The organism is Pseudomonas baltica, from assembly GCF_031880315.1.
In the GTDB taxonomy this organism is placed as follows: domain Bacteria; phylum Pseudomonadota; class Gammaproteobacteria; order Pseudomonadales; family Pseudomonadaceae; genus Aquipseudomonas.
Genome location: NZ_CP134771.1, coordinates 467,655 through 483,605 on the forward strand (window position 1 = coordinate 467,655; position 15,951 = coordinate 483,605).

Below are 15,951 nucleotides of genomic sequence, written 5' to 3' on the forward strand. Positions count from 1 at the left end.
TCATTCGTCGGCCAGGCCCTCCCTGCCGACAGGACGCCGGTCCAGCCGACACAGACAGGAGTCGATCGTGAGTCATACCACCGCAATCCATACGTTGACCTTTCGGACAGAATGCCTGCAGCGATGCCTGCCGGTGCCGATGGCAGGGTAATGAAAATAAGGGTCGCATCCCGGCGCTCGTGCTACGCCAGGGTCGCAAGCCACATCACGGTCATTGACGCAGAGAACTTATGGACAAGCCAATTCCCATTGCGCTGGGATCAGCAGTACGCCAATGCCTGTTGGTGATGGTGGGCTGCCTGTATCTGTCGGCCTGCACCATCGTTCCACAACCCATCGACGTCGATCAGCAGGCCCTCGATCAGAAAGCCAAGATCGATGCCACGATCGCCGCCGAAGAGCCGGTCACCCACCCGTTAAGTCTCTATGAGGCCATGGCCCGCGCGCTCAAGTACAACCTCGATCAAAAAATCGAAGTGCTTGACGAAGCCCTGCGCCAGAAGCAACTGGAGCTCAACCGCACCGGCATGCTGCCTGAATTGTCCCTGGGTGGCGGCATCGCCAATCGCAGCAACGAGGCCGGTTCCAGCAGCCGCTCGTTGCTGTCCGGCAACCAGTCATTGGAGCCCTCGACCTCCAGCGAGCGCACCACCGAAAACGCCAACCTTACCGCCAGCTGGGACATCCTCGATTTCGGCCTGTCGTACGTGCGCGGCCTGCAGGACGCCGACGAACAGCTGATTTCCGCAGAGCGCCGGCGCAAGGTAGTCAACCGTATCCAGGAGGACGTGCGCACCGCCTACTGGCGCGCGGTGAGTGCCGACCGCACCTACAAGAAGCTGGTCGACCTCGAAGCCCTCGCGCAAAAGGCCCTGCTGCAAACCCAGCAACTCGAATCCCGGCGCCTGGTGCCACCGCTCACTGTGCTCGACTACCAGCGCAACCTGCTGCAGGTGCAAGGCGACGTGCAAAAACTGCAACGCGAACTGTCGCTGGCCAAGAACCAGCTCGCGGCGCTGATCAACCTCAAGCCCGATACGCGCTTCACGCTGGAACTGCCTGACCGCACCGACGTAGTGCCCGAGCTGCCCGGCTCGGCCGATGAAATGGTCATGGTCGGCCTGCGCTTTCGCTCCGAACTGCGCGAAGGCAGCTACCGCGCGCGCATCAACAAGAGCGAAATGAACGCAGCGCTTATCCGTGCTCTTCCCAGCCTCAAAGGCGTGATCGGCCTCAACTACGACTCCAACAGCTACCTGTACAACCAAAGCTGGGCCAACGCCGGCGCGCAGATGACCTGGAACCTGATGAACGTGTTCCGCTATCCGGCGCAAAAACGCGCACTGGTGGCCGAAGGCGCAGTGATCGATCAACGCCAGCTCGCACTGACGCTCGCGGTGATGACCCAGATCCACGTCTCGCGGGTGCGCTTCATTCGTTTCTCGCAAGAACTGGGCACCATCCGCAGCTCCGAAGAAGTCCAGCAGCGCATCCTCGCGCTGTCCCGCGGCGGCTTCCAGGCGCACACCGTCAGCCAGCAGGACCTGGTGCGCGAAGAGATGAACTCGGTACTCGCCGAGATCAAATACGACGCCGCCTACGCCGACGTGCAGAACGCCTACGCCAACCTCTATGCGTCGATGGGCCTGGACAACTTCGACATCGACATCCAGCCCGATACGCCCATCGCCGAGATCGCCGGCAAGTTGCAGCAACACTGGACCGAACGCGCCAGCAGCCTGCCGCCGATGCCCGAGCCTCCGGCCGCTGATGATACGTCCAATACCGCGACGCAAGGGAGCACGCCACAATGAGCCGCAAGTCACTAGGCTTGATCATGCTGTCCGGGACGGGCTTGCTGATCGCCGCGATGTATCACGCCAACCCGTCCACCACCACTGCCACCGCGCCTGCGCCGCCGATGATGCTGATCGGCAGCGCCCAGGCCGCCGAAGGCCCGGCCGTGGCCAAACCGTTGGTGGCATTGCCCCCGGCAGCACCGGGTACACCCGCCACTGCCTCGCCGCTGGTCTCGCCCCTGCCCGCCGCCATGAACGGCCCCGGCCCCGCTGACCTGCAAAAGCCCCCTTCCGACCCCAACTCCCAGGCCGACGCCAACGGCGGCAAGGCCCGCGGCGTGGTGCGTGCCGTCAATGAGGCGACCCTGTCATCGTCGATGGTGGCGCAGATCACCCAGATGAATTTCAGCGAAGGCACCGCCTTCAAGAAGGGTGACCTGCTGGTGGCGTTCAACTGTGATCGGGCCCAGGCCGACTTGCGCGCGGCCCAGGCCGGGTTGCAGGTGGAACAGAAAACCGTCGAGACCAACCAGGAGCTCGAACACTTCAACTCGGTGGGCAAGTTCGACGTGCTGATCTCGCAATCCAAGCGCAACAAGGCCAAGGCCGAAGTCGAAGCGCTGCAGGCGCAGATCAAGGAATGCAAGGTCTACGCGCCCTTCGATGGCCGGGTGATCGAGCGCATGAAGCATGTCCACGAATCGGTGGCGGTGAGCGAGGCCATGCTCAAGATCGTCGACACCAGCAAGCTGGAGCTGGACCTGATCGTGCCGTCCAAATGGCTGCAGTGGCTCAAGCCCGGCTCGCCCTTCACCTTCGCCGTCGACGAGACGGGCAAGAGCAGCGGTGCGGTGGTCGATCGCCTGTTGCCCGAGGTCGATCCGGTCAGCAAGACCCTGAAGATCATTGGCCGCTTCAACTCCAGCGACAACGGTCAGACCATCCCCGGCATGAGCGGCACCGCCACCTTCAAGGCGGGGGGCTGACCGCGCCATGAGCATCAACATCCAGCTGCCGCCGCAGCCGCCGACGGATGACAGCAAGGCGCACATGGCGGCGCTGCACCTGCTCACCCTGGAAGCCGAGATCCGCCGCCAGCCGTCGCGCCAGGACGTGCTGTTCCATCTGGTCAACGCCGTGCAGGACATGGTCCCTTACGGCCAGGCCATGGCCTGGCGGCGCACCCACAAGGGCGGCAAGTTCCAGCTGAAGATGGTCTCGGGCATCCCGGTGGCCGACCGTCACACGCCCCTGGCCGAAGCGCTGCAAGGGGTGCTGAGCGAACACGATAAAGCCGGCTTCCTCACCGCTCAGGTGGCCTTCGAATTGCGTGCACCCGCAGGCGCCGCGGCAGTGCGCTCGCCCCTCGCCGACTTCGCCCTGAGCCATGCGTTGTGGGTCCCCCTGCGCGACTACGACGGCGCGGTGAACACCGGCGCGCTGCTGCTGCGCGACACGCCGTTCAGCCCGCGCGAACAGACCTTGATGCAGCGCCTGGGGGAAACCTACGCACACTCGCTGCAGGTGTTCGGTCGTCAGCGCCGGCTGATCGACCGCCTGCCGCTGAACAAGCGTGCCCTGGGCATCGGCGTGGCTATCGTGGTCGCGGCGGCGTTCATTCCGGTGCGTTTGAGCGTCATGGCGCCGGTCGAGGTGATCGCCGATCAACCCTACATCCTGACTGCACCTATCAATGGCGTGATCCGCAACATCCTCGTCGCGCCCAATACCCAAGTGGCAGTCAATCAGGCGCTGGTGCAGTTCGAAGACATCCAGCCGCGCAACGAAATGGTCCTCGCCCAGCAGCAACTGGCCGTGGCCCAGGCCAAGGACAGCCGCACCTCGGCAGCCGCGTTCAACGACGCCGAGGCGGCGCACGAACTGGCCATCGCCGCCGCCGAGCATGATCTGGCGCGGGTCAATTACGAGTACACGATGGAAGTCCTGCAGCGCACCCTGATCCATACCCCGATCGCCGGCCTGGCGGTGTACAGCGACCGGCGCGACTGGGAAGGCCGCTCGGTACAGGTGGGTGAAGAAATCATGCAGGTCGCCGACCCGCAGCGCATCGCCTATCGCATCGACCTGTCGACCGGCAACGCCATCGAACTCAAGCCTGGCAACCCGGTGGGGATCTATCTGGAGAGCTCGCCACTGGGCGGCATCGATGCCGATCTCAAGTCGGTCAGCTACACGCCCAAGACCACCGGCGGCAACCTCACCAGCTACACCGCCATCGCCATGCCGGCGGGTGATCAACGCCCGCGTATCGGTTCGCGCGGCACCGCGCGGGTCTACGGTGAATACGCGCCGTTGGCGATCCAGTTGTTGCGTCGGCCGATCGCCGCCGTGCGCCAGTTCCTGGGGGTATAGACATGGCGGTTGCAGGATTGGCAGCGGCAGGCAACGTCCGGGCGGGCGGGTTGTTGGCCGATGACGTCGGCCTCCCGCCATTGCGCCAGGAGCTGCGCCTGGAGCAGGCAGCGCCGAGCCCGGAAGGCATCCCGCGCTGGCGCCTGTACGACCCCCTGCAGCACCGCTTCTTCATGATCGGCGAAGACGATGTCAGGCTGCTCGCGCTGTGGTCGTGCGGCAGCGTCGGCAACTTGCGCAAGGCTTTGGCTCAGCAGGCCCGCGCCTTGGATGACGAACGCTTCGAAGACGGCATGCTGGACGAAGAATCGCTGGAGGGGCTGTTGCGTTTTCTTAACACCCATCATCTGCTGCAGACCTCAGGCAAGCAGGCCTATCAGCTGCTCGCCGACCAGGCCAAGCGCATGCGCGGCCACGGCCTGCGCGGGCTGATCAACCGGGTGTTGGCCATGCGCCTGCCGGTGTGGAGCCCCCACGCGTTTATCGAGTATTTCATCCCTACCGTCAAAGCCATCGGTCATCGCTCGGTGCTGACGGTGTGGTGCGTACTGACCCTGCTGGGGATCTACCTGACGACCCGCCAATGGGACCAGTTCATCGGCACTTTCAGCGACTTCTTTTCGCCCTCCGGCATGCTCGCCTACGGCGTCGCGCTGGCCGGCCTGAAGATCGTCCACGAGCTGGGCCACGCCTATATGGCGACCATTCGCGGTGTACGGGTGGGCAACATGGGCGTGTCGATCTTCATGGGCATGCCCATGCTCTATACCGAACTCGGTGACGTCGCGAGGCTCAACAATCCGCGCCAGCGCATGTGGATCGCCGCCGGCGGCGTGCTCGCGGAAAGCTTCGTCGCGGGCCTGGCGACCCTGGCCTGGGCGGTGCTGCCAGAAGGCAGCCTGCGCAGCGTGGCCTTCGTGATCGCCACTACCAGCTGGCTGACCAGCCTGCTGGTCAACCTCAACCCGCTGTCGCGCTTCGACGGCTACTATTTTCTCGCCGACGCCCTGCGCCTCGACAATCTGCAACCACGCGCGCTGGCCTACAACCAATGGCTGATCGGGCGGATGCTGCTGGGGCCGGTGGAGCCAGCGCCAGAACCGGTATCGCGCCGCCGGGCGGCGTTATTCGTGACCTATGGGACGCTGTCCTGGTGTTACCAGATCACGCTCAGCTGCGGCATCGCCTGGCTGGCCTACAAGACCCTGTTCAAGACCGCCGGGGTGATGCTGCTGGCCTATGCGCTGTGGCAGTTCGTCGGCTTGCGCATCCTGCGTTCGGTGCAACACTGGTGGAGCCTGCGCGATCGCGTGGGCAACCGTCGAAGGCTGGGCCTGGCTATCTTTGGCGGTGTGTTGCTGCTGTTGTTCGTGCTGCCCCTGGACCGCCGCGTAGAGATTCCAGCCATGGTCGGCTGGCAATTCGTGACGCCGATCCAGGCCCCGGAAAACGCCCGCATCGAGGAGCTGCCGATGCGCCCGGACAGCCAGGTAAAAAAAGGCGACCTGCTGGTGCGCTTCTACTCGCCAGAGCTCGACAGCAAACGCGCCACCGCGCAGCTCAACCTGACCATCGCCAGCGAGCGTCTCGATCGCATCGGCGGCGACGACCGCGACCGCGCCGAAACCATGGTCCTGCATCAGCAACAGTTGCAGGCCCAGGCCGACCTCGCCGGCCTGGCCGACCGTGCGCGTATGCTCGAATGGCGCGCACCGCAAGATGGCTTGCTGGTGGATGTGCCGGCCAACCTGCAGGTCGGCCAATGGGTCAAACCCAGCGCTACCCTTGGCCGCCTGCTGCACGGCGATGCGCTGGACGCCATCGGCTTCGTCAATGAAAAGGAACTGGCCCGCCTGCATACCGGCGCCACCGGCGTGTTCGTCGCCGACGAACCGAGCCTGCCGCGCCATCGGGTCAGCCTCAAGGCCATCGACAACAGCGCCAGCGAATTCATCAGCCCCGACAGCCTTAGTTCCCGCTACGGTGGCCCCATCGCCACGCAGCCCAACGATCAAGGCAAATCGGTTCCGGTGGTGGGCCAGCACCGGGTCAATTTCGATGTCAATGAAGGCAATCCCCTGGGCTTGCCGTTACGCGTGCGCGGCGAGATCCAGCTCGCCGCCACCCCGCAAAGCCTTGCCGAACAAACCATCCGCCGGGTCTGGCAGTTGTTGATTGCAGAGCTACGGGATTGAGCGCTCTACACGTCGTTGCGTGAAGGATTATTCGAGCAGTTTCATGCATGAGTATCGAACATGATCAAACGTAGAACATTCATCAAGGGCGCCGCTTCGATGGCGGCCAGCGGCCTGTTGCGTACTCCCTGGGCCCAGGCTGCCAGCGGGGGGAGTCTGCTGTACGGCTACCCACTAGGTGCGGTTGGCGATCAACTGGCCAACGCCGTGTTGCCGCTGCTGGCTGCGGGAGGCGGCCCCCATTACAACCTGCAGATCGTCGAAGGACGCAATACACGCCTGGCGGCGTTGCAAGCCAAGGCCGCCCCCGCCGACGGCTCGACCCTGCTGCAGGTGCTGTCGTCCTCCTTCACCCTGCAACCGCATATCTACAACAGGCTTGACTTCGATCCACGCAAGGATTTCGAGCCCATCGCCACGTGGGGCGACGTCACCTACGCCCTGACACTTGGCCCTGCAGTGCCGACAACGGTGAACTCGGTGCCGAGCTTTTTCGCCTGGCTGCGAGACAATCCCGAATACCGCAATATCGGCGTGTCGATCTACGGCACCTTGGGTCATCTGGCGTTGCGTATCCTCACCCGCAAAAGCGACGTGCCACTGCGCGGCCAGCCCTACAAAGGTACTGCGGCCATGCTCGGCGATCTCAACAACCAGAGCCTCGCCGCCGCCTTCAGCGTGGCCAGCAACTTCAGCGACAAGAACGCCCACAAGAACTTGCGCCCGATCGCCATTACCAGTCGCGAACGCCTCAAGTACTGGCCCGATGTGCCGACTTTATATGAACAAGGATTCAGCGATCTGGACATCACCGGCTGGTTCGGTTGGTTCGCTGCGACGGGTACGCCGACTGCGGTCACCGGACCGCTGCGCGAACGCATCAAGGGCCTGCAGGCCAGTGTGCCGTTCGCCGCAGTGCAGGAGCGGTTGCTGATGGTGCAGGGCTCGACGGATCCGGTGCAGATCGCAACGCGTATTCGCGACGAAAGCGCCCGCTACGCAAGACTGCTGGAAACCTACTCGCTGGGCAAGATCGACTGACACGCCGACAGCAAGCGACCAGCAAGCGTCGTACAACAACAATATCAATCCATCGGCGACAAGGGTCGCTGCAAGCGAGGCCATTACCTCGCAGGGAGTCGAAGATGATCAATCGCAGACGTTTTCTGGCCAGCTCCGGCGTTTTGCTGGCCGGTGCCTCGATTGGCGCGCGCAGCAGCTGGGCGCAAGATACCGGCGAGCGGCGCATGCTGTTCGGCTATCCGCCAGGCGCCCTGGGCACCGTAGTGGGTACCAGGATGTTGGAGCTGCTGGCCAGCAGCGGTGGCCCCAGCTACCGGCTGGACAACGTCGAAGGCCGCAACACCCGTGTCGCCTGCGAAACAGCCAAAGTCGCACCGGGCGACGGCATGACGCTCTTGCAGGCGCAGTCGACTACCATGTGCCTGCTGCCCAACGTCTACAAGACCGCAAGCTACGACCCGCTCAAGGACTTCATCCCCCTAACCACCGTCGGCGAGATGACGTTGTCGCTGACCGTCGGGCCTGCGGTGCCGAAATCCGTCGTCACCCTGGCGCACTATTTCGACTGGGTATCGAGCAACCCTGAATTCAACAACGTCGGTTTTTCGATCTATGGTTCCGATGGACACCTGGCGACCTTGATCCTGGCGCGCACCAAAGGCGTGAACATCAAAGCGCAGCCCTACAAAGGCTCATTGATGATGATCAAGGACCTGCTCGGCGGCCAGCTCGCGGCAATCGTCACCGCCGCTGGCAACGGCCCGCCCGAGAACTGGGCCAGCGGCAAAATGCGCTCGCTGGGCGTGACCACCGCCGAACGCCTGAGCTATTGGCCCTCTATACCGAGCCTGGCCGAGCAGGGTGTCAGCGACATGGACCTCAGAGCCTGGTATGGCTGGTTCGCACCGAGCTCGACACCGGCATCGGTGACGGGGCCGTTGATGGAGAAGATCGCCATCATGCAAGCCGCGCCTGCCTATACCGAGCTGCAAAAACAGCTGCTGCTCGGCCAGAGGAAACTCACGCCCGACGGCATCCGTGAGCGCATTCGCACCGAAACCGCTCGCTACGCAGGGCTGGTAGAAAAGTACGGATTGGCCCAAATCGATTAATAGCTATATGCCAGTCGTCGGCCTGCACGCTGCCGATGGCAGGCCTTACGGAAAGTAGTCAAGCGCTGGCTATACTGTTATTACCGTTCACTTGAGCAGGCCGGCGCGACTAAGCCGGCCTGGTTGGAATCAGGCGAATCGGGAGGGCCCCGCCACTGCGCATGCGCGAACACGTGGCGCCTCGCCAGGACATCAAGACGTATTCAACGGTGACGGATTACCAAGGTCTTCGAGCCTTGAAGGAGTCAGAAAATGATCAGCCGTAGAAGCTTTCTCGGTAGCGCCAGCCTGTTGGCGATCGCTGCTTCACTGCCCGCAATCGTGCGTGCCAATGACACCGCCAAAGGCCGTCTGGTATTCGGGATCGCCCCGGGTGCCGTCGGCAACCAACTGGCCGGGACGACTCTGGACATCCTGGCCAAGCAATTCAATACCGACTACCGCCTCGACATCCTCGATGCCCGCAACACTTTGCAGGCTTCGGAGACGGTGAAGCTCGCGCCCGCCGACGGCTCCACGCTGCTGCAAACCCAGTCCAGCTCGATGGTGCTGTTCCCCAGCCTCTATCGCAGCCTGGCCTACGACCCGATGAAGGATTTCACCCCACTGGCCTTGATGGGCGACTATTCGTTCGCCCTCACCGTCGGCCCGGTAGTACCGGCCAGCGTCACCACCGTCGACCAGTACCTGGCATGGGTCAAGGAGAACCCTGATTTTCGCGATATCGGTTTCTCGGTCTACGGCTCTCAGAGCCATCTGATCAGCATGGTGCTGGGTCGCAGCAAGGAAATTGCCATCCGCCCTCAATCGTACAAATCGATTCCGGCCATGCTGGGTGACTTGCAGGGGCAAACGATCGCGGCGGCGATCACCGTCGCGGGCAATACCGCCCTGACCAACGCCAAGGGGCTACGCCCTCTGGCCGTCACCGGTCGCGAGCGCCTGCAAGGTTGGCCGAACGTGCCGACCTTCGCCGAGTCCGGGGTCAAGGACATGGAGATCCAGGGCTGGTACGCGTGGTTCGCACCCGCCAATCTGCCCGCCACCACGGCCCAGCAGTGGCGTGAAAGATTGACCGCCGTGCAGGCCACCCCGGCCTACGCCACGCTGCAGCAGCGGCTGCTGCTCAAGCAAGTGTCGATGTCGCCCGAGCAGATCCACGCGCGCATGCGCACCGAAATGGCCAGCTACGCCAAGTTGGTCGAAAGCTACAGCTTGAGTCAGATCACCTGACGGTCAGTCAGGCGCAACGTGCTTATTTGCGAGACCACTAAAAGGAGCTTCAAGTGATCGATCGCAGAACATTCTTGTCCAGCAGCGCCCTGTTGCTGCTGGGTGCGGCGTTGCCGCAGAGCAGTATTGCCGCGGCTGCTGGCGGGCGCCTGGTTTGGGGCGTGGCCTCCGGCAACCAGGGCAGCAGCATCGGCACACGGCTAGCCGTTGGGGTGCTGGATCTACTCACCACGCAATTCAACCTGCGCTATCAGTTGGATATCCTTGCCGCTCGCGACACCCAACAAGCCAGCGAAGCCGTCAAGCTCGCGCCTCCCGACGGTGCCACTTTGCTGCAGGTGCAGTCGGGTTCGATGGTGCTGTTCCCGGCCATGTACAAGTCCCTGAAGTACGACCCGCAGAAGGACTTCACCCCCGTGGCCTCGCTGGGCGATTTCGGCTATGCGTTCAGCGTCGGGCCGGTCGTACCGGCGAGCGTCACCAACATCAATCAATACCTGGCGTGGGTCAAAGACAACCCGGACCTGCGCGACATCGGTTTTTCGGTGTATGGCTCTCACAATCACCTGATCGCCTTGATGCTGGCGCGGGAGAAGGAGGCGGCCCTGCGTGCGCAGTCATACAACTATCCCGAATCCATCCTCGCTGACATGAAAAACAACCAGCTGGCGGCAGCGGTCACTACGGCCGGTAATGCGCCCTTGCTCAAAGCCATTGGCGCTCGGGTGCTGGCGGTCAGCAGCAGCTCGCGCCTGGCGGCCTTGCCAGATGTCCCGACCTTCAAGGAGCAAGGGCTCGACAGGATCGTGATCGATGCCTGGTACGGTTGGTTTGCGCCCGCGCGCACCCCACCTGCGACCCTCCAGGCGCTGATCGGAACGATCAACGCCATGGTCGCTCTGCCGCAATTTGCCGAACTGCAGAAAAAGAATTTCCTGACGCCCAACCCCATGACCCCGGCACAGATCACCGATCGCATGAAAAAAGAGATCGTCAGCAATCAGAATCTGGTCAGCAGCTACAACCTGAGCAAGATCGGCTGATCGGTCCTGGCTGCGCCCCCTAGAGTGCAGCCGAGCCCTGAGCTCAGACCCCCAGCGTCCCCAGCCGCCGCGACAACGCCTGCATGCCCTGACTCAACTCGCTCAGCGCCGAGGCATCACGCGCGCCCTCCTCGCTGGCGGCATGGATACGTAACGCCAGCTCGTTGATCTCGTGAGTCACATGGCTTTGCTGCTGCGCGGCCACGGCGATCTGTTGCGAGCGCTGCACGATGTCGTCGAAGCCCACCACCGTGCTGCCCAGCGACTGCGCCAGGAGGTCGGCCTGCTCGACCACCGTGCGTGTACGGCCTTCGCCGGCAACCATGGTGTTCACCGCTACTTCCGACGCCTGGCGCAAGGCACCCATCATTTCCTGGATCTTGTCCGCTGAGCTCTGGGTACGCCCCGCCAGGGTACGCACCTCATCCGCCACCACGGCAAAGCCGCGGCCTTGCTCACCGGCGCGGGCGGCCTCGATCGCGGCGTTGAGCGCCAGCAGGTTGGTCTGCGCTGAAATCGCCTTGATCACCTCGAGCACTTCGCTGACGTTCTCGATGTCCGAACCCAGGCGGGTAATGGCCTTGGCCACGCTGCCGATATCGCCGGTCAGCGAGTTGATCGCCTGGCTGTTCTGCTCGACGTGGGTCTGGCTCTCACGTGCGGTGGTCAGCGATTGCTGGGCGGTGCCAGAGCAATCCTGGGTATTTTTCGCGACCTCTTCGGCGCTGGCCGACATCTGCGTCACGGCGGTGGCCAGCAGGGTATTGTCCTGACTCTGCAACTGCGCCCGCTCGGCCATCAATACCGACAGGCGCGCAACATCGTCGGACTGCTGCTGCAACTGGCGCGATTCGTCGGCGATGATCCGCAGCATGCCGCGCAGGCTGCCGGCGTAGCGGTTGACGGCATGACGCAAGCCGCCGATCTCGTCTTCGCGGGCGATCTCGAGTTCGGCGCTGCTGCTGCCGCCCTGCTCGCTGAGCTTGTCGATCTGCGCGGTCGTCTCGTCCAGCTGCTTGAGCAGCACCTTGCCGCCCCACCAGGCCAGGGCGAACATCAGCACCAGCACCGGCAGCAGTGTGGTCAGGATATCCACGGTGAGTTTGCTGGCGATGGCTGTCATCTGCGCCTTGGGCGTAACCAGGCCGATCACCCAGCCGGTGCTGTCGATGCGGGTCAGGCTCACATAGCCGGCGCTGCCGAGGCGGCTGTCGGTATAGAAGGCGAACGTCTGCGCAGCGCCGCTGCCCTTCTGCCGCCATTGCGAGACCTGGGCGAACCAGGGTGCCGAAGCTGTCAGGCCGGCTTCGTCTGCAGCGGGTGCGCCGTTGCCGGCCGGGAAATACAAGACCTTGCCCGAGGCATCCACCGCGAAGGCATAGCCGCCAGTGACCTTGCCGTTGGCCTTGAGAAAATCGGCCAGGCCCGTGAGTGTCAGGTCGATAGTGGCCACGCCAGCGAACTGGCCGCCACGCAGGTAGGGAATGGTGCAGGTGGTCATGAGGATCTTGCTGACCGGATCTTCATAGGCATCCGACCAGCCGCAATGGCCGGGCGTGGAGCGCTTGCCTTGCTGGTACCAGTCCGCGCTCTGATAGGCATCGGCCTTGGGGTCGTTATATTCTTGCGAGAAACTCAAGCCGCCTGGCGTGCGCGCCCAGTAGAAGCTGCGGCGCTCCACGCCCGGGGTGAACGCGTTGGGCTCGGGCCACAGGCCGCCACCGGCCACGGCGCTGTCGCCCTGGGAGTCGATGATCGGTGCCAGGCTCGCCTGCACCTGCTCGGGGTCGGCCGGCAGCGTTGCCCCAAGGCTGGCCAGAGCGGCGACCCGACCTTCCACCTCGGCCAGTTTGATCGACAGCTGCCGCGCAATTGCCGTGGCCGATTGCTCGGCACTCTGGGTGTTGGACTGGATGAGCTTGGGCTCGCCGCTGAGGACCATGACGGTGTAGATCGCCAAGGCGCTGACGACCACGATCAAGGCCATCGCCAGGCTGAAACGGGACATGATTTTTACTGGTAGCAGGCGCACGGCGGCCCCCTCGGTCAGGCAGATGATGCCTGCCTATCGACGCCATCACTGAAACCTTTAAGCCACCGGTCGCTTTAGGGCTGGATGATGTCGTTTTCGGCGAGTCAGGCGGCGCTGCCAATGGCCTCTTCGCGAGCAAGCTTTGCTCCCACAGCGTTCAACCGATGTCGCGTCTTCGACGTGTGGGAGCAGGGTTGCGCGTTCGGTGGCGAAGGGGCCGATAAGAACGCCATGCCCGCGAGCCGTACTCGGTATCAATCAGAGTCAGTGCGAAGCCTTCATCGCCTTGACCAGTTGATCGACGTTGTAACGGAACATCTGCGCATAGCTCGCCGCCGGGCCGTCCGCCGGTGACAACGCTTCGACATACAGTTCACCACCAGGCTGCGCGCCGCTGGCCGCGGCGATCTGCTTGACCAGGCGCGGGTCGCCGGAGTTCTCGAAGAAATACGCGCTGACGTGCTCGCGCTTGATCTGAGTGATCAGGCGCGCGACGTCGGCCGCCGAAGGCTCGGCCTCGGTCGAAAAGCCCAGCGGCGCGAGGAAGGTCACGCCATACGCATCACCGAAGTAGCCAAAGGCGTCGTGAGAGGTGAGTACCTTGCGCTGTGCCTGGGGAACGCTCTGCACCTGAGCACGGGCATAGGCATCCAGTGCCTGCAACTGAGTGATATACCGGTCGCCGTTGGCCTGGTACTCGGCGGCACCACTCGGGTCGACACGCTTGAGCGCGGCAACGATGTTGCGCACGTAGATCACCGCGTTGGCTGCGCTGTTCCACGCATGCGGATCAGTAACGCGCTCGCCGTCTTCTTCCATGCTGCGGGTCTTGATGCCGTCGGACAGCACCACCGGTTGCCCTTGATAACCCGAGGCGACGATCAGCCGATCCAGCCAGCCTTCCAGATGCAGCCCGCTGACGAACGCCAGGTCAGCCTGCTTGAGCGCCTGGGCATCGCTGGGGGTGGGTTCGTAGACATGCGGATCGCCATTGGGGCCGATCAGCGACGTCACATGCACGCGATCGCCACCGACGTTATGGACCATGTCGGCGATCACCGTAAACGAGGCCACGGCTTCCAGCGGTTTGGCCTGGGCGATGAGAGAAAACGCAGACAATGCAACGGCTGCCATGGCGCCCAGTAACAGGGATGGTTTCATGATGCTCCTCGGGGGTGGTGGGTGTTGGATCTGATTTTTTGCGGTGTTCTTTCGGCCCTGCCTACACACATCCTTCTGCCTGACTCAATGCGCCAAATGCGCCTGGGGAAACAGCTTGCGCAAAATTCCGGTACGCCCGAACAGCACCGACACGCCATAAAAAGCGCTGGCAGTCAGTACGATCGACGGCCCGGACGCAACACCGGCGTGGTAGGACACGATCAAGCCGATCAACCCCGACAGCGTGGCGATCAACGTCGAGATCAACATCAAGGCGCTCAGCGAGCTGGCCCAGAAGCGCGCAGCGGTGGCCGGCAGCATCATCATGCCCACGGCCATCAGAGTGCCGAGCGCCTGAAAACCAGCGACCAGATTGAGCACCACCAACAGCAGAAACAGCACGTGATACAGCGAGCCACGGCCGCCCACCGCGCGCAGGAAGCCGGGGTCGAAACATTCCAGCACCAGCGGCCGGTAGATCACCGCCAGCAGCAGCAAGGTAAACGAGGCGATGCTGCCGACCATGTACAACGCGTCGTTATCGATGGCCAGAATGGTGCCGAACAACACGTGCAGCAGATCGACGTTCGAGCCATGCAGCGACACGATCAACACGCCCGCGGCCAGCGACGTCAGATAGAAACTGGCAAAGCTGGCATCCTCGCGCAGGCTGGTCAGGCGGCTCACCAGCCCGGCCAGCAGCGCTACCAACAACCCAGCGATCAAGCCGCCAAAGCCCATGGCCGGCAGCGACAGGCCGGCGAACAGAAAGCCCACCGCCGCCCCCGGCAGCACCGCATGGCTCATGGCATCTCCCACCAGGCTCATGCGCCGCAGCATCAGCAGCACCCCCACCGGCCCCGAGCCGATGCCCAAGGCCAGGCACGCCACCAACGCGCGCCGCATAAAACCGAATTCTACGAACGGCTGGACCACCGCGGTGTACAGGATCATCCCTGACCTCCCATGTCCGTCGTGCCGCACAGCTCGGCATCGGCGCTCCAGAACTCGCCCATCTGCCGGGCCTTGCGCAAGTTATCGACGCTCAGCGCCGTTGCGGTGTCGCCCCAGGCGATCAGCTCGCGAGCCATCAGCAAGGTCTGCGGGAAATGTTCGCGAATCTGCTGCAGGTCGTGCAGCACCGCGATCACCGTGCGCCCCTGACCGTGCCAGACCCGCACCAACGCGAGCAAGTCGGCGGTGGTGCGCGCATCGATCGCGGTAAAGGGTTCGTCCAGCAGGATCACCGCCGCGTCCTGCAACAGCAGCCGGGCGAACAGCACGCGCTGGAACTGCCCCGACGATAACGAGCCGACACCGCGCTGCGCGAAACCTTCCAGCCCCACCGCCCGCAGGGCCTCCTGGGTCTGCTCGGCGTGGCGCCGGCTCAGCCCGCGAAAGGCGCCGATGCTGCGCCAGGCGCCCATGGCCACGGTGTCGGCGACCGACAACGGGAAACTGCGGTCGATCTCGGCCGCCTGGGGCAGATAGCCCAACTCGCGAGTCGGCAAGGCGCCACGGTCGACGCGCCCGGCCGCCGGGCGCAAGGTGCCGGCGATGGCCTTGATCAGGGTCGACTTGCCCGCACCGTTGGGGCCGACGATCGCGGTCAGGCTGCCCGCCTCGAAGCGCCCGCTCAGATGATGCACCGCGGGGCGGCGCTCGTAGGCGACGGTCAGATCGTCAAGGGCGATAGCGGCGCTCATGGAATGGCCACCGCCCAGACGATGGCCAGCCACAGCACGGCGAGCATGACGATTGCCAGCATCAGCCGCTGGCTGACCGAACGCGCCAGCGCGCTGGCGGTGATGGAAGGAAGGCGAGGGTTTTTCAAGGCGGGTTTTCCGGAATCAATTTGATACAATATAACATCTCTTTTTATAAACACGAGATGAAAATGCAGCCATGTTCCGCCCAGCCCTACGGACCCTGTGGGAATGAGGCTGGCAACACGCGCGCTAACACATCAGCATCACCACC

The 15,951-nt window shown here is 63.7% G+C and carries 13 protein-coding genes and 1 pseudogene; 8 read left to right on the plus strand and 6 right to left on the minus strand.

Going from position 1 to position 15,951, the window contains the following annotated elements; genetic code table 11:
- Positions 1-230 precede the first annotated feature (230 nt).
- The 8 genes from REH34_RS02130 (at position 231) to REH34_RS02165 (ending at position 10,778) form a co-directional block, all read left to right on the plus strand.
- Complete coding sequence (locus REH34_RS02130; RefSeq protein ID WP_311970570.1) at positions 231-1,814, plus strand: TolC family protein; 1,584 nt, start codon at positions 231-233, stop codon at positions 1,812-1,814.
- On the plus strand, positions 1,811-2,785 hold the full coding sequence (locus tag REH34_RS02135) for an efflux RND transporter periplasmic adaptor subunit (protein ID WP_311970571.1): 975 nt from the start codon (positions 1,811-1,813) through the stop codon (positions 2,783-2,785). Before REH34_RS02130 ends, REH34_RS02135 begins: the two co-directional genes overlap by 4 nt.
- A 7-nt stretch (positions 2,786-2,792) precedes the next feature.
- Positions 2,793-4,172, plus strand: a complete 1,380-nt coding sequence (locus REH34_RS02140; RefSeq protein WP_311970572.1) for an HlyD family efflux transporter periplasmic adaptor subunit — start codon at positions 2,793-2,795, stop codon at positions 4,170-4,172.
- A 2-nt stretch (positions 4,173-4,174) separates the two neighbouring features.
- A complete protein-coding gene (locus REH34_RS02145; RefSeq protein ID WP_311970574.1) occupies positions 4,175-6,367 on the plus strand; it encodes an efflux RND transporter periplasmic adaptor subunit in 2,193 nt (730 codons plus the stop codon).
- Between the two features lie 60 nt (positions 6,368-6,427).
- The gene (locus REH34_RS02150) at positions 6,428-7,408 is read left to right on the plus strand and encodes a tripartite tricarboxylate transporter substrate-binding protein (RefSeq protein ID WP_311970575.1); all 981 of its coding nucleotides are present in this window, start codon (positions 6,428-6,430) and stop codon (positions 7,406-7,408) included.
- Between the two features lie 104 nt (positions 7,409-7,512).
- Positions 7,513-8,502, plus strand: a complete 990-nt coding sequence (locus REH34_RS02155) for a tripartite tricarboxylate transporter substrate-binding protein (RefSeq protein ID WP_311970576.1) — start codon at positions 7,513-7,515, stop codon at positions 8,500-8,502.
- 252 nt (positions 8,503-8,754) lie between these two features.
- Positions 8,755-9,735, plus strand: a complete 981-nt coding sequence (locus REH34_RS02160; protein ID WP_311970577.1) for a tripartite tricarboxylate transporter substrate-binding protein — start codon at positions 8,755-8,757, stop codon at positions 9,733-9,735.
- Between the two features lie 53 nt (positions 9,736-9,788).
- The gene (locus REH34_RS02165) at positions 9,789-10,778 is read left to right on the plus strand and encodes a tripartite tricarboxylate transporter substrate-binding protein (protein ID WP_311970578.1); all 990 of its coding nucleotides are present in this window, start codon (positions 9,789-9,791) and stop codon (positions 10,776-10,778) included.
- Between the two features lie 43 nt (positions 10,779-10,821).
- On the opposite strand, the gene REH34_RS30080 is transcribed toward REH34_RS02165, so the two are convergent.
- The 6 genes and pseudogenes from REH34_RS30080 to REH34_RS02190 form a co-directional block, all read right to left on the minus strand.
- Positions 10,822-11,901, minus strand: a complete 1,080-nt coding sequence (locus REH34_RS30080; protein ID WP_409373304.1) for a methyl-accepting chemotaxis protein — start codon at positions 11,899-11,901, stop codon at positions 10,822-10,824.
- Between the two features lie 33 nt (positions 11,902-11,934).
- A pseudogene (locus REH34_RS30085) lies at positions 11,935-12,786 on the minus strand (cache domain-containing protein); the annotation flags it as partial.
- 288 nt (positions 12,787-13,074) lie between these two features.
- Positions 13,075-13,971 carry a metal ABC transporter substrate-binding protein gene (locus REH34_RS02175; RefSeq protein ID WP_311970580.1) on the minus strand — a complete coding sequence of 299 codons (897 nt, stop codon included), beginning with the start codon at positions 13,969-13,971 and terminating at the stop codon, positions 13,075-13,077.
- Between the two features lie 84 nt (positions 13,972-14,055).
- A complete protein-coding gene (locus REH34_RS02180; RefSeq protein ID WP_311970581.1) occupies positions 14,056-14,925 on the minus strand; it encodes a metal ABC transporter permease in 870 nt (289 codons plus the stop codon).
- Positions 14,922-15,677 carry an ABC transporter ATP-binding protein gene (locus REH34_RS02185; RefSeq protein ID WP_311970582.1) on the minus strand — a complete coding sequence of 252 codons (756 nt, stop codon included), beginning with the start codon at positions 15,675-15,677 and terminating at the stop codon, positions 14,922-14,924. The genes REH34_RS02180 and REH34_RS02185 overlap by 4 nt, the downstream gene beginning before the upstream one ends.
- Positions 15,674-15,805 (minus strand): hypothetical protein, encoded by a 132-nt coding sequence (locus tag REH34_RS02190; RefSeq protein ID WP_260524785.1) that lies wholly within the window; start codon positions 15,803-15,805, stop codon positions 15,674-15,676. Before REH34_RS02190 ends, REH34_RS02185 begins: the two co-directional genes overlap by 4 nt.
- Between the last annotated feature and the right edge of the window lie 146 nt (positions 15,806-15,951).

Excerpts from the sequence above, each read along its gene's own strand:
- REH34_RS30080 (WP_409373304.1), bottom strand. The coding sequence starts at position 11,901 with ATGACAGCCATCGCCAGCAAACTCACCGTGGATATCCTGACCACACTG.
- REH34_RS02140 (WP_311970572.1), top strand. The coding sequence starts at position 2,793 with ATGAGCATCAACATCCAGCTGCCGCCGCAGCCGCCGACGGATGACAGC.
- REH34_RS02160 (WP_311970577.1), top strand. The coding sequence starts at position 8,755 with ATGATCAGCCGTAGAAGCTTTCTCGGTAGCGCCAGCCTGTTGGCGATC.
- REH34_RS02145 (WP_311970574.1), top strand. The coding sequence starts at position 4,175 with ATGGCGGTTGCAGGATTGGCAGCGGCAGGCAACGTCCGGGCGGGCGGG.
- REH34_RS02135 (WP_311970571.1), top strand. The coding sequence starts at position 1,811 with ATGAGCCGCAAGTCACTAGGCTTGATCATGCTGTCCGGGACGGGCTTG.
- REH34_RS02185 (WP_311970582.1), bottom strand. The coding sequence starts at position 15,677 with ATGAGCGCCGCTATCGCCCTTGACGATCTGACCGTCGCCTACGAGCGC.
- REH34_RS02155 (WP_311970576.1), top strand. The coding sequence starts at position 7,513 with ATGATCAATCGCAGACGTTTTCTGGCCAGCTCCGGCGTTTTGCTGGCC.
- REH34_RS02180 (WP_311970581.1), bottom strand. The coding sequence starts at position 14,925 with ATGATCCTGTACACCGCGGTGGTCCAGCCGTTCGTAGAATTCGGTTTT.
- REH34_RS02130 (WP_311970570.1), top strand. The coding sequence starts at position 231 with ATGGACAAGCCAATTCCCATTGCGCTGGGATCAGCAGTACGCCAATGC.
- REH34_RS02175 (WP_311970580.1), bottom strand. The coding sequence starts at position 13,971 with ATGAAACCATCCCTGTTACTGGGCGCCATGGCAGCCGTTGCATTGTCT.
- REH34_RS02150 (WP_311970575.1), top strand. The coding sequence starts at position 6,428 with ATGATCAAACGTAGAACATTCATCAAGGGCGCCGCTTCGATGGCGGCC.